Source organism: Methylomonas sp. Uni0011 (assembly GCF_056850255.1).
The window spans coordinates 74,659-86,820 of the sequence record NZ_JBVVNO010000010.1 but is presented as its reverse complement, the minus strand read 5'-3'; the positions used below and the strand labels follow the sequence as shown (position 1 = coordinate 86,820).

General features: G+C 57.2%; 13 protein-coding genes and 1 riboswitch. Of the genes, 4 read left to right on the top strand and 9 right to left on the bottom strand.

The features are described 5' to 3' along the window. Positions 1 to 37: 37 nt before the first annotated feature. The gene (locus tag AC0IM9_RS13070) at positions 38 to 727 is read left to right on the top strand and encodes a hypothetical protein (RefSeq protein ID WP_482804297.1); all 690 of its coding nucleotides are present in this window, start codon (positions 38 to 40) and stop codon (positions 725 to 727) included. Here the strand turns inward: AC0IM9_RS13070 and cobD are convergent. The 4 genes from cobD to AC0IM9_RS13050 form a co-directional block, all read right to left on the bottom strand. Then, the gene (gene cobD, locus AC0IM9_RS13065) at positions 704 to 1,720 is read right to left on the bottom strand and encodes a threonine-phosphate decarboxylase CobD (RefSeq protein WP_482804296.1); all 1,017 of its coding nucleotides are present in this window, start codon (positions 1,718 to 1,720) and stop codon (positions 704 to 706) included. The two genes, AC0IM9_RS13070 and cobD, sit on opposite strands and share 24 nt — an antisense overlap. Continuing rightward, positions 1,713 to 2,630, bottom strand: a complete 918-nt coding sequence (gene cbiB / locus AC0IM9_RS13060; protein ID WP_482804295.1) for an adenosylcobinamide-phosphate synthase CbiB — start codon at positions 2,628 to 2,630, stop codon at positions 1,713 to 1,715. Before cbiB ends, cobD begins: the two co-directional genes overlap by 8 nt. A 92-nt stretch (positions 2,631 to 2,722) precedes the next feature. After that, positions 2,723 to 3,295, bottom strand: a complete 573-nt coding sequence (locus AC0IM9_RS13055) for a hypothetical protein (protein WP_482804294.1) — start codon at positions 3,293 to 3,295, stop codon at positions 2,723 to 2,725. Positions 3,296 to 3,319: 24 nt separating this feature from the next. After that, positions 3,320 to 5,185 carry a TonB-dependent receptor domain-containing protein gene (locus tag AC0IM9_RS13050; protein WP_482804293.1) on the bottom strand — a complete coding sequence of 622 codons (1,866 nt, stop codon included), beginning with the start codon at positions 5,183 to 5,185 and terminating at the stop codon, positions 3,320 to 3,322. Positions 5,186 to 5,291: 106 nt separating this feature from the next. Next, a riboswitch (cobalamin riboswitch) is annotated at positions 5,292 to 5,513 on the bottom strand. A 138-nt stretch (positions 5,514 to 5,651) separates the two neighbouring features. Between AC0IM9_RS13050 and AC0IM9_RS13045 the strand changes: the two genes are divergently transcribed. Then, a complete protein-coding gene (locus AC0IM9_RS13045; RefSeq protein WP_482804292.1) occupies positions 5,652 to 6,098 on the top strand; it encodes a GNAT family N-acetyltransferase in 447 nt (148 codons plus the stop codon). A 31-nt stretch (positions 6,099 to 6,129) separates the two neighbouring features. On the opposite strand, the gene AC0IM9_RS13040 is transcribed toward AC0IM9_RS13045, so the two are convergent. From AC0IM9_RS13040 to AC0IM9_RS13020, 5 genes are read right to left on the bottom strand one after another with little or no spacing between them, the layout of a single operon-like run. After that, positions 6,130 to 6,375 carry a YfhL family 4Fe-4S dicluster ferredoxin gene (locus AC0IM9_RS13040; RefSeq protein ID WP_140910763.1) on the bottom strand — a complete coding sequence of 82 codons (246 nt, stop codon included), beginning with the start codon at positions 6,373 to 6,375 and terminating at the stop codon, positions 6,130 to 6,132. Positions 6,376 to 6,377: 2 nt separating this feature from the next. After that, positions 6,378 to 6,863, bottom strand: a complete 486-nt coding sequence (gene coaD, locus AC0IM9_RS13035; protein WP_140910784.1) for a pantetheine-phosphate adenylyltransferase — start codon at positions 6,861 to 6,863, stop codon at positions 6,378 to 6,380. Between the two features lie 26 nt (positions 6,864 to 6,889). Then, positions 6,890 to 7,474 (bottom strand): 16S rRNA (guanine(966)-N(2))-methyltransferase RsmD, encoded by a 585-nt coding sequence (rsmD, locus tag AC0IM9_RS13030; RefSeq protein WP_482804291.1) that lies wholly within the window; start codon positions 7,472 to 7,474, stop codon positions 6,890 to 6,892. Continuing rightward, a complete protein-coding gene (locus tag AC0IM9_RS13025; RefSeq protein WP_482804290.1) occupies positions 7,474 to 8,772 on the bottom strand; it encodes a M16 family metallopeptidase in 1,299 nt (432 codons plus the stop codon). Before AC0IM9_RS13025 ends, rsmD begins: the two co-directional genes overlap by 1 nt. After that, entirely contained in the window at positions 8,762 to 10,132 is a 1,371-nt protein-coding gene (locus AC0IM9_RS13020; protein WP_482804289.1) for a M16 family metallopeptidase, read from the bottom strand. The genes AC0IM9_RS13025 and AC0IM9_RS13020 overlap by 11 nt, the downstream gene beginning before the upstream one ends. Before the next feature lie 107 nt (positions 10,133 to 10,239). Here AC0IM9_RS13020 and cyoE point away from each other — a divergent pair, with 107 nt between their 5' ends. Further along, on the top strand, positions 10,240 to 11,130 hold the full coding sequence (cyoE, locus tag AC0IM9_RS13015) for a heme o synthase (RefSeq protein WP_140910767.1): 891 nt from the start codon (positions 10,240 to 10,242) through the stop codon (positions 11,128 to 11,130). Next, positions 11,127 to 12,125 carry a glycosyl transferase family protein gene (locus AC0IM9_RS13010; RefSeq protein ID WP_482804288.1) on the top strand — a complete coding sequence of 333 codons (999 nt, stop codon included), beginning with the start codon at positions 11,127 to 11,129 and terminating at the stop codon, positions 12,123 to 12,125. The genes cyoE and AC0IM9_RS13010 overlap by 4 nt, the downstream gene beginning before the upstream one ends. Positions 12,126 to 12,162: the final 37 nt, after the last annotated feature.

The window sequence follows — 12,162 nt, the reverse complement described above, 5'->3', positions numbered from 1 at the left end:
GCAGAGCGAACCCGCCAATCCAACCTAAGGAAAGACTATGAAGACTTTACTCGCTTTTCTCTCTCTCGTGCTTTACTCAGCTAGTCCGCAAGCCGCACTGCAATTTACCTATGGCGGCGATTTTGTCAACTTCATTAACGGTACGTTTTCCGGACAAATGACTTTAAATGCATTTTCGCCGAATTATGTCGACTCCGCACCGGGAGACCTACGGCTGATGTATACCGAAAACACATCGTCGTCGTTGCTCATCAACAGCCAACCCTTTTCGTTGGGCAACCACATTATCACAGCTTATTTTCTCGACGATGAACCTGCAATATCCGAGAGCACCGTTGCGGAACGCGGATTTGCCGGAATTATCCCTTCGATCATCCATGACACGTTGACAATAAGCATGGCGTCATTGGACAACAAATATTCGGGCAACAATTTGATTTCAGGAGCCGAATTTTCGTTAACTGCGTTTTTCGACCGCAACACTTTTAACGCTACTGATTTGGAAAGCCACGATTATCAAGCGTTATTAAAATTACCAGAGCCTAAGTTTTTTGTGTTGGAAATCAATCGGAAATTAGGCACTAATGAGGATTTTCGTGGTGCCGGAATCATCACGAGCTACAACGTTCAATCGATTCCTCTGCAGCCGGTACCCTTGCCCGGAGCAATTTGGTTGATGGGATCCGCATTGGTCTATCTGTACTCAAGGTCGCGCAAAGTCGCGTAATTCTTGACTTTTCGGCTCCCTAAGAACCCTAGCCAACTTGTACCAAACCTGCTCATTCCCAGGCAAGCCAAAGCGCAAGCTGGCCGGTGAATCGAACAAACGGGTCAGAATCCCTTGCCTGGCCAGTGCATCGTGCAGCAAAGCTGCCTTTTCATTGGCCACCCACTGAAATAAATCACAGCCGCCGGTCGGCGCGAAACCGGCCGCATCCAGCAGCTGCTGCAAGCGCTGGCCTTGCTGCTTCAACTCGATAGAATTGTTCTGTTGCCATTCACGATCCGCCAATGCCGCCGCCGCGACGTAACGGCTGGGATAGCTGATCGACCAAGGCCCCAGCGCTTCGGCCAGTCGCACCAGCAGCTCGGCTTCGGCGATTACGAATCCGCAGCGGATCCCGGCCAAACCGAAAAACTTACCGATAGAACGCAGCACGATCAGGCCCGAACGTACCGGAAACCCCGCCAAACTGTATTCCGGGATGCTATCCGCAAACGCTTCGTCGACAAGCAACCAGCCGCCGCGCCGACTCAAGCGCCGATGCCAATTCAACAAGCGGTCCGGCTCCCACAAGGTGCCGGTCGGGTTGTTCGGATTGATGATAATCAACACATCCAAATCATCCAGTGCCCGCTCGATCGCTTCGGCATGAAGCGCCAACTCAATCAATTGATGCCCGGCGTGCTGCCAATTCGCAGCGTGTTCGGCGTAAGCCGGAGCCAATACGCCGACCCGCGACCTGCCGCGTAACAACGGTAGCGTTTGAATCGCCGCCTGCGAACCGGCCACAGCCAATATCGACGAATTTCCGTAGTAGTCTCTCGCCGCCGGCATTAATGCATCATCGTCTTCCGGCAAACGCTGCCAACACTCGGCCGGAACTGCCGGCACCGGCCAGCCGTTCGGATTGATGCCGGTCGACAGGTCCAGCCATTCCGCCAACGGAATGCCGTAACGGCTCGCCGCCTGCCGCAAGCGGCCGCCATGCTCAAGCAAATCCGCCTCCCAGTGCAATCAATAACAGCCATAAACAAAGCGTTCGGTAAACCAAGCCGCTGGCTCGAGCAATGTCACCATTTTCCGGCAGCTGCTCGCCGCCGAACCAGGGCTTGGGCTTTAACTGGCCGTGGTAGACGGCCGGGCCGCCCAATTGCAGATTCAGCGCCGCGCCGCCCGCTGCCATGACCGGGCCGGCATTGGGGCTTTCCAGCCACCCGGCCTGTTCGCGCCAGGCCCTTAACGCCGGAACGGTGCGGCCCAGCAACGCATAGCTGAACGCCGTTAACCGGGCCGGCGCCCAATTCAGAACATCGTCCAAGCGCGCCGCAGCCCAGCCGAAATATCGGTAGCGGCGGTTACGGTAACCCCACATCGCATCCAGAGTATTGCAGCAACGGTAGAGCAAGGCGCCAAAAGGGCCGGCGATCACGAACCAGAAAATCGGCGCGAATACCGCGTCGGCGCCATTTTCCAATACCGACTCGATTGCCGCCCGCCTGACCGCGGCTTGGTCCAACCCTGCGGTGTCGCGACTGACCATGTAGCCCACCCGGCAGCGAGCCAGCTCCAGATCGCCCGCCGCCAAGGCCACTCGCACGGCTTCAGCATGCTGTTGCAGGCTGCGCGGAGCAATACAAAAATACAGCAGCGCTATGCCGAACAAAGTTTGCCATTGGTCCGGAAGCAGCAATATCGGCAATGCCGCCGCGCACGGCAATAAAGCCAGCGCCAAGGCGCAAACGCCTGCAAGTTTTTGCCGGGTCGGACTCTGCTCGGGTTTGAGCAGACGCCGCTCGACCGAAGTCGCCCAACGACCGAATGCGGCTAGCGGATGGTAAGTATTGTCCGGCTCGCCCAGAACGTAATCCAGGGCGACAGCCAGCAGCACAATCGAGAACAACGCCATTCAATAATGCAAAGACGGGAGCCGCCGCGCCTATCCGGCGTGCGGACTATCGGAGACGGGAGACAGGGCGGACCGCGCCGCCCCGAACGAAATTAAACCGCTTGCTGCGCGGCTTTGCCGGCGAGCAAAGCTTTGCCGGCTTTAACCAAACCGAAGATTACGACACCGTAAATCAAAGTCGACGACAAGTGCGGCAGATAGTACATCGCCGCCCGCTCCAGATATTGGCCGAACGACGGCTCGGGATAACGCCCGGACAGCCAGTAAAAGCTACCGTTCGAAATCAGAAACGCCAGCGTGGCAGCCGCCCATAACGCGGCGAATTGTTGCGTCGCCGACACCGCGGTCAGCGCCGTGAATTTGCGGCACCACCGGCCGCCCAACCACATCGCCCCGTAGGAACCGACCAAAAAGCCGTAAGCGTTGGAAACGCAAAAATCGCTGACGCCCAACTTGGTAATCGACAAATAATCGATCAAACCGGCTTCCAACAACAGCAGCGCGAACAAATAACGGCCGCCCAGCCAAAAGCCGGCAAAGAAGAACACTGCCAGCGAGGCGTCGGGCAGCGCAAACGGCGTACCGAAGTGGTGAAAACGAGTGGCGGCCATCAACGCCATCAGCGCGACGGCACCGGGTTTGACGGCAAAACTAGGCATGGTCATCGAAGAGTCTCCGAAAAATATGGATCAGTTGTTGTAATGTATGGAAAAGAAAAAATTCCGTCCGGCAGTATTATAAGTATCAACGGTTTGATATTGCTTATCCAGCAGATTGTTCAATTTCGCACTCAGCGTCCAGTGCTTGTCGATATGGTAAGCAGTACGCAAGTCGACGGTAACGAAACCATCCACTTTCCGGGTATTGGCCCGGTCGTCGTAACGGGGGCCTTGCGCCAACACGTGGCCGCCGACGTCGACCGCACCGATACTACGCGACAAATCGTAAGACAGGCTTTGTTCAGCCCGCCGGGCCAAATTCAGATTGGTTTCCCGGTTGCGCGGACTGAGTAGGCCTAAATTCAACTTGTTCTGCCAACCCAACCATTGGCCGCCCAACTCCGCTTCGATACCGTCGATTTGGGCTTTATCGACATTTTGCGGCTGGTAACGATAGATGGTCGGACTCACGATTTCGCCTGCCCAATCGATCAGGTTATCGATATTCGTGTGATAGGCGCGCAGCTGCCAATTCAACCAAGCATGCTGGCCGCCGAGTCCGGCCTCGAAGGTCGTCGACTCCTCGGGTTTCAGGCTCGGATTGCCTTCGGTGATGTAAGTGGTACCAAAAAAACTGGACTCGTTGTGCGGCCAGTACAAATCGTTAAAGGTTGGTGCCTTGAACGCATTGCCAAAACTGGCAAACGCGCTTAAACCGTAATCCCAGTTAAAGCGCCAACCGAAATTGCCGGTCACCCGTTCGCCGAAAGCCTGGTTATGATCCCAACGCAAGGCAGCGTTGACGAAATGTTGTTTAAACAATCGGCTGTGCAAGTCGCCGAATACGCCGACGTCGTAACGCGACCCCTCGCTGTAGCGCACGGTGCTTTGCACTTCGTCGACCCGGTAATCGCTACCCAGCGTCAGGCGGTGATCGTCGCCCAAGCGCAGTTCGTTGAGCCAACTGGCATTCCAGCGCGTAGTGTTGTAACGGCTATTGAAACGGCCATCGCGGTTAAAATTGCCGGACTGGTCTTCAGTTTGGCCGAAACGTAGAACCGAGCGCCAATCTTCCAAAATATCGAAACTGGCAGTGGTACCCACCATTTGATTGACGAAATCGGTCCGATTCGGCGTACCGTCGTATTCGGTTTTACCTTCCGCACGCATGAAAAAAGCCTCGACTTCGGCATTATTCGCGAAACGATGGCCGAAACGCGCGTTCAAGCCGGTGTTGTAATAGGCATCGCGGTCGGTTTCGGCACCTATGCTGCGGGTGTTGAAGCCCTGGCTGCCAAGATGCGACGCGCCTAAGGTATACCAGTTGTCGCCCCACTTGCCGGAAACCGTACCGGCTCCGTTGAACGTATCGAACGACCCGGCTCCGGCATCGAGGCTGATGCTGGGCGTGTCGGTTCGTGCGCCCTTGCGGGTAAAAATTTGAATAACGCCGCCGATCGCCTCCGAACCGTACAAGGCCGACTGCGGGCCGCGGGTGATTTCGACGCGTTCGATCTGATCGAGCGGCAATAACTGAAACGCGGTGGTACCCAAGGTCACCGAACCGGCCTTGATGCCGTCGATCAGCACCAAAATATGATCGGAGTTGGTACCGCGCATATAGACGTTGGCCTGCTGGCCGTAACCGCCGTTCTGGGTAACATCCACACCCGGCGCGGCTTTCAGCAGGTCAGGTAAAGTTTTAACTTGCAGTTGCTCGATATCGTTGCGGGTAAACACCGTAGTTGCGCTGGCAAGCTCGTCGGCGACGGTGGCGGAGCGGGTCGCCGTAACCACGGTTTCCGGTAAATCGACAGCCGGTTCGGCCGGCGTTTGGCCGGATAAAACAGCGCCGGCTCCAGCTAACATTAGCCGGGATAAATAAGATTTGTGCATTTTTGTCCTCTGCGCCCACCGCGCACACGGGTAACTTTATGACAGAGGCAAGCGAGCAGGAAAAGGCGTAGACAGGCTGCGACCATTCCGTAACAGCCCTCCGCTGTCTCGAATGATCTTCCGGGCCAGTCTCCGGGCTTATAAGCGGCTTGAAGGCCTGAACCGCGCACCTTCCCATGCAAAACGCACAGTGGCAAAAAACGCGGCTCTTTACTTATCTACCGTTGCGGGGGCAGCGTCGGCATGGGCAAAACGAAATTTGCCGCACCGACTTCCTGTTTAAGTTTGGCCGAGATTCGGCGCCAACACCTGAAAGAAGGTCGGGGATTGTAGTTGATCGGGATTGGGCAGGCAAGGCAAACCGCCGAAACGGCATCAACCGCACCGCAATCAGCCAACATTACCGTCGCCCGACGCTACTGTATTAGACTCGACAAGACTATGGGCTTAAGCAGGAGATCAGAGCATGCAAATCGTTACCGCCAGCGAGGCCGACATTCCGGCGATGTGCCGCCTGTTGGCGCAATTATTCGAACAGGAAGCCGAATTTGTCGCGGATGAAACTGCGCAACGCCGCGGCTTGAGTCAAATCATTGCCGAACCGGCACTGGGGCGGATTTTGGTGGCGCGGCGCGACGGCGAAATTCTGGGGATGGTCAATTTGCTGTTCAGCGTATCGACGGCGCTGGGTTCGCCCGTGGCGTGGCTGGAAGATATGGTGGTGGATAGAAACCAGCGCGGCGGCGCGATCGGCTCTGCGTTGCTACAGCATGCCGTGGCGTTCGCCAAACAGCAGGGTTGCCGGCGAATTACCTTGCTGACCGACGCCGACAACAGCGCCGGACAACGTTTTTACCACCGCCACGGCTTCGAGTTATCGCCGATGCGGCCAATGCGACTGCTATTGCCATAGAACATCGCAGGCCGCGCCGACCACATAAAGATCACGCCGTCAGTTTCAAATACTTGCGGTACAACGAGTCTTTGTCTTCGGCGTGGTCCGGATCCTTGTCGATGCAGTCCACCGGACAAACTTCCATGCATTGCGGCTTGTCGTGGTGACCGATGCACTCGGTGCATAAAGACGGGTTGATCACGTAAATCTCTTCACCCTGGGAAATCGCGCCGTTCGGGCATTCCGGCTCGCAGACATCGCAATTGATACAGTCGTCGCTGATGATGAGTGCCATAGTTACTCCTCGGAAAATTTTTCGGTTAAACGTTGCTTGACCAAGTCGGGCACGAAACTGGAAACGTCGCCATGCAATTGGGCAATTTCGCGAATCATGCTCGACGAAATGAATTCGTATTGTTCGGCCGGGGTCAGAAACACGGTCTCAATGTCCGGGCACAAACGGCGATTCATGCCGGCCAATTGGAATTCGTATTCGAAATCCGATACCGCCCGCAAACCGCGGATGATCACGCTGGCCTGATGCTGGCGGGCGCAATCCACCAGCAGCGTGTCGAAGCCGATCACACTGACGTTGCTGAATTCGGTGACCACCTCCCGAATCAGATCGACCCGCTCGTCCAACGAAAACAACGGCTGTTTGCCCCGGCTGACCGCGACCGCGACGATCACCCGCGGATAAAGCCTTGAGGCGCGGTGAATCAAATCCAGATGCCCGTTGGTAATCGGATCGAAGGTACCGGGATAGATCGCAGTAATATTCATTGGCTTGGCCAGCGGCAAAAAGGCGCTCATTCTAAACCATTAGCCGAGCCAAAGGCAGCGGCTTGCCGCTGCAGCAGCCGGTAGCACACTTCGCCGGCCACCTTTTCCTTCAATAAGCGCCAGTTTGCCGGCAAATCGGCGGCTTGCCAGTTTTTTTCGCTTTCCAGATAAATTTTGGCGTAATCGCCGAGCCAGCCGCCGCTTTCCAGCAAGCGGCAAGCCGATTCCAATAAACCTTGGCCGAACGGCGGGTCCAGAAACACCAAGTCAAATTGCTGCGCCGATCCGGCCAGATAGCGGGCCGCATCCTGCTGCACCACCTGAACCCGGTCCGTCGCCAGGCGGGCGATATTTTCCCGCAAGCGTTTGCAATTTCCGGCATTATCCTCGACCTGCACCACCGCCTTGGCGCCGCGCGAGGCAGCCTCGAACCCTAAAGCGCCGCTGCCGGCAAACAAATCCAGGCAGCGGCTGCCGTAGACATCGGCCTGCAGCCAATTGAACAAGGTCTCCCGCACCCGCGCCGGCGTCGGCCGCAAACCTGGGGCATCGTCGAATACGATTTGCCGGCTCCGCCATTCGCCGCCGATGATGCGGATTTGATTTGCCATCAGGACTTCTGGCCGACCGTGACGGTTTGCAGCAATTCCGGTTTGACCCGGCGCTTGAAGGCATCCTTGATCTGCTCGATCGTGACCGCTTCCACGTTAGTTTGGAAGGTATCCAGATAGTCCAAAGGCTGCTGGTAAAAGCCGATCATCGCCACGTAGTCGCTCAACTTGCTGTTGGTATCGAAACGCATCGCAAAGCCGCCGGTGATGTTCCGTTTTGCCGCAGTCAATTCCTGTTCGGTCGGACCTTGTGCCAGAAAATCGGCAAAGGTTTTGCGCAACACGCCGAGTGCTTGCTCGGTCTGGTCGTTACGGGTCTGCAAGCTCATCATGAACGGCCCTTGCCGGTACAACGGCGCAAACACACTATACGCGCCGTAGGCCAGGCCGCGCTTTTCCCGAACTTCCTCGAACAAGCGCGAAACCATGCTGCCGCCGCCGAGAATATGGTTGCCGACATACAAGGCAAAATAATCCGGGTCCTTGCGGTAGGTGCCGGGCAAACCGACCAGCACGTGGGTTTGAGTGGACGGGAACTCGATATGCTGAGTGCTGGCCTGGCTCGGCATCGTCACCGCCGGAATTTCCGCCGGTTTGCTGCCGACCGGCAATTTACCCAGCACTTGGTTGGCAGTCTGTTCGGCCTGTTCCCGGCTGACGTCGCCGACGATGACGACGATGGCGTTGGCGGCGACGTAATAGGTTTGATAGAACTTTTTCAGATCGTCGGCGCTAAAGCCGGCGACGGTCTGGACGATGCCGGTCTCGGGGTGGGCGTAGGGATGTTCGCCGTACAATGCTTTGCCGAAGGCGATACTTGCCAGTTCACCGGGCGATTCTTCCCGGTGCTTCAAGCCGGCCAGAGTGCGAGCCTTCTCGCGCTGGAAATCGTCCTCGCGAAAAGCCGGCCGGCTCAACACGGTTTCGAAGGTGGCCAAGGCCTTTTCAAGCAACGGCTTCTCGGTCAGGGAACGGATCGATAGCCAGGCCATATCCTCGCTGACGCCAGCCGAATATTGGGCACCGACCGACTCGAAACGTTGGGCGATATCGTCGGCGCTCCAATCGCCGGCGCCACTGTCCAGCAAGGCCGAGGTCAAAGCCGAGACGCCGAACTGGCTGCCGTCGCGGGCGCTGCCGGCATCGAACACGACCCGCACGTCGACCATCGGCAAGCCGGCGGTACGCACATAGTAAACCCGGCTGCCTTGCGCGGTCTGCCAATGTTCGATCTTGGCCGCCGGCCAGGCCAATTGGCTGAATGCCAGCAACAATAAGCCGATTAAATTAAAACGCATGATGAACTCCTGTCAGTTTTTTCGGTTTCGCGGCTTCGGTGATCGGTTGCGGGTCGAGATAAGCGACGGTCAGGGTGTCTTCGATCAGATACTTCCGCGCCACGTCGCGCACTTGCTCCGCCGTCACCTGATTGAGTTTGGCGACGTATTCGTCGGCGCGTTGCCAGCCCAAACCGACCGTTTCCAGCGTACCCAGTTGCATGGCCTGGTAGAAGTTGGAGTCCTTCTGGTAAACCGAGCTGGCCAGCACCTGCGCTTTGATCCGCTGCAACTCGTCCTTGTCGATCAGCTCGTTTTTCAACTGGTACACCTCGTCGAGCAAGGCGTATTCGAGGTCGAACACGGTTTTGCCCTCGGCAGGCGTGCCTTCCAACAAAAACAACTCGGGCAAACGCGACGTCAGATCGTAACCGGCACCCGCGGACACCGCGATTTGCTTGCCGCGAATCAGCCGCGCCGGCAGGCGGGCACTGTCGCCGCCGTCCAGCACACCGGCCAATACTTCCAGCGCATAAGCCTCCCATTCCGGCTTGGCGCTATTCAACACCGGCACTTTGTAACCCATCATCAGGTACGGCAATTTGGCCGGCGCTTTCACCGTAATGCGGCGCACGCCACGCTGCTCGGATTCGGCTTGCGGCTTGACCGGCTTGATCGTACTGGGTTGCAATGGGACAAAATACTGTTCGGCCAGTTTTTCGACCTGCTTGGCGTCGACGTCGCCTACCACGACCAGGGTGGCGTTATTCGGCGCATACCATTTTTGATACCAGGCTTGCAGGTCTTCGATCTGGTAGTTAGCGATATCGGACGGCCAGCCGATCACCGGGTTCTGGTACGGGCTGTTGGTAAAGGCCGTGGCCATGAATTGCTCGTGGACTTTGGCGCGCGGTTGGTCGTCGGTGCGCATCCGCCGCTCCTCGGTCACCACTTCCAATTCTTTCTTCAATTCCTCGGCTTTCAGATTCAGATTGCGCATCCGGTCGCTTTCCAGCTTGAAGCTGATCTCCAGTCGCGATTTTTCCAGAGTTTGGAAATAAGCCGTGTAATCCTGGCCGGTGAAGGCGTTTTCGCTGCCGCCGTTCTCGGCGATGATGCGGGAGAACTCGCCGGCCGGATATTTTTCGGTGCCTTTGAACATCATGTGTTCCAGCATGTGCGAGATGCCGGTGATGCCGCCCGGCTCGTAGCTGGAACCGACTTTGTACCAGACCTGGGATACCACCACCGGCGAGCGGTGGTCTTCCTTCACCAGCAGTTTCAAGCCGTTAGCGAAAACATGTTCGTACACCTTACTGTCCTCGGCGTGCGCCAGCACAACCGGACAAAGCAGCGCCAGCGCTGCAAGCCTGTGTTTCATAAATCCCTCGTTGACTAAAAGATGGTGAGCGCCTGTGATTGTTTTAATAATCATTGGTTCACTGTTATTCTATATGTTTGAACGCGTTCCAATCCATTTGCTACTCGATGCCAGACACCACCGCCTCGCTTTCCTGGAAAGACTACTACGAGCTCTGCAAGCCCAGAGTGGTTGCGTTGATCGTGTTTACCGCCATCGTCGGCATGCTGTTGGCCGTCCCCGGCATGCCGCCGTTAGCCAATTTTCTGTACGGCACGGTCGGCATCGGCCTGGCCGCGTCGTCGGCTGCGGCGATCAACCACTTCCTGGACCAAAAAGCCGACGCCGAAATGGCGCGCACCAAGAACCGGCCGCTACCGACCGGGCATTTGCAACCCCGGCAAGTGCTGGTGTTCGCGAGCGTGATCGGTTTTATCGCGATGGCGATTCTGACCATCAAGATCAACTTGCTGACCGCGTTCCTGACCTTTCTGTCTTTGATCGGCTACGCCTTGATCTACACGGTTTACCTGAAGCGGGCGACGCCGCAAAACATCGTCATCGGCGGCGCGGCCGGCGCGGCACCGCCGGTATTGGGCTGGGCGGCGATCACCGGCGAAGTGCATCCGCACGCCTTGCTGCTGTTCCTGATCATCTTCGTCTGGACCCCGCCGCATTTCTGGGCGCTGGCCATTGCCAAACGCGACGAATACGCCAAGGTATCGATTCCGATGCTGCCGGTCACCCACGGCGTCGAATTCACCCGCCTGCAAATTTTGCTTTATACCATTCTGCTGCTGATTTCGACGCTTTTGCCCTACCTGACCGGCATGAGCGGCCTGATTTATTTGGCCACCGCCTTGTTGCTGGGCCTGGGCTTCATCTACTACGCGATTCAGATGATGCGCAAAAAAGACAATAAAACCGCGATGCGCACCTTCGGTTACTCCATCATCTATTTGATGTTGATCTTCGCCGCCTTGCTAATCGACCATTACTTCCCGCTGTCCATCTCATGACGCTGATCACCGAAGAGCATCCGTTCGCCGAATTCATCAAAATTCTCGGCAAGGGCAAAAAAGGCGCCCGGCCGCTGACGCAGGAAGAAGCCTACCGGGCCATGAAAATGATCCTGGCCGACGGCCAGGTCGAGCCGATCCAGCTTGGCGCGTTCTTGATGCTGATGCGGGTCAAAGAAGAAACCTGCGAGGAATTGGCCGGTTTCGTTGCGGCGGCGCGGGAAAGTTTCGCTTTCGACAACAAAGTGGCGGTGGACCTGGACTGGTCATCTTATGCCGGCAAACGCCGACACCTGCCGTGGTTTTTGCTGTCCACCTTGCTGCTGGCCGAAAACGGCGTCAAAGTGTTCATGCACGGTGCCGGCGGCCATACTCAAGGCCGGCTGTATACCGAAAACGTGCTGCGGGCGCTGGGCATCGACGCCGCCCAGTCGATCGCCGAAGCCGGCCAACAAATCGAACGCACCAACTTCAGCTACCTGTCGCTGGAGCACATCTGCCCGAAACTGTACGACATGATCAATCTGCGGCCTGTCATGGGCCTACGCTCGCCGGTACACACTTTGGTCAGATTATTGAATCCGTTCGATGCCACCGCCAGCATTCAAGGCATTTTCCATCCCAGCTACCGCCAGGTGCATCAGAGAGCGGCACAGTTGTTAAATCAACAGCACATGGCGGTGTTGAAAGGCGAAGGCGGCGAAACCGAACGTAACCCGGACGTCGAGTGTCTGGTGCAAAGCGTGCACGGCGGCGAACTCAGCGACGAAACCTGGCCGGCGTTGTTCGAACGCCGCCACATGAAAGCCGAATCGCTAGAGCCGCAGCTATTGGCCCAAGTCTGGCGCGGCGAACTGAACGACGAATTCGGTCAGGCTACCGTGATCGGCACCGCCGCTATCGCCTTGAAATTATTGGGCAAGGCCGACGATCAAGCGCAGGCCGAAGCCCTGGCCGCCCAATTCTGGGCCGCGCGCGACCGCAACCGGTTTTAAGCCCCCACCCCTGCGCCCCGCGCGCAATCCGCAACTG

Bases quoted from the DNA above. Each gene is read 5' to 3' on its own strand.
- cbiB (WP_482804295.1), bottom strand. From the start codon at position 2,630: ATGGCGTTGTTCTCGATTGTGCTGCTGGCTGTCGCCCTGGATTACGTT.
- AC0IM9_RS13020 (WP_482804289.1), bottom strand. From the start codon at position 10,132: ATGAAACACAGGCTTGCAGCGCTGGCGCTGCTTTGTCCGGTTGTGCTG.
- AC0IM9_RS13045 (WP_482804292.1), top strand. From the start codon at position 5,652: ATGCAAATCGTTACCGCCAGCGAGGCCGACATTCCGGCGATGTGCCGC.
- AC0IM9_RS13040 (WP_140910763.1), bottom strand. From the start codon at position 6,375: ATGGCACTCATCATCAGCGACGACTGTATCAATTGCGATGTCTGCGAG.
- rsmD (WP_482804291.1), bottom strand. From the start codon at position 7,474: ATGGCAAATCAAATCCGCATCATCGGCGGCGAATGGCGGAGCCGGCAA.
- AC0IM9_RS13070 (WP_482804297.1), top strand. From the start codon at position 38: ATGAAGACTTTACTCGCTTTTCTCTCTCTCGTGCTTTACTCAGCTAGT.
- coaD (WP_140910784.1), bottom strand. From the start codon at position 6,863: ATGAATATTACTGCGATCTATCCCGGTACCTTCGATCCGATTACCAAC.
- AC0IM9_RS13025 (WP_482804290.1), bottom strand. From the start codon at position 8,772: ATGCGTTTTAATTTAATCGGCTTATTGTTGCTGGCATTCAGCCAATTG.
- cyoE (WP_140910767.1), top strand. From the start codon at position 10,240: ATGCCAGACACCACCGCCTCGCTTTCCTGGAAAGACTACTACGAGCTC.
- AC0IM9_RS13050 (WP_482804293.1), bottom strand. From the start codon at position 5,185: ATGCACAAATCTTATTTATCCCGGCTAATGTTAGCTGGAGCCGGCGCT.
- AC0IM9_RS13055 (WP_482804294.1), bottom strand. From the start codon at position 3,295: ATGACCATGCCTAGTTTTGCCGTCAAACCCGGTGCCGTCGCGCTGATG.
- AC0IM9_RS13010 (WP_482804288.1), top strand. From the start codon at position 11,127: ATGACGCTGATCACCGAAGAGCATCCGTTCGCCGAATTCATCAAAATT.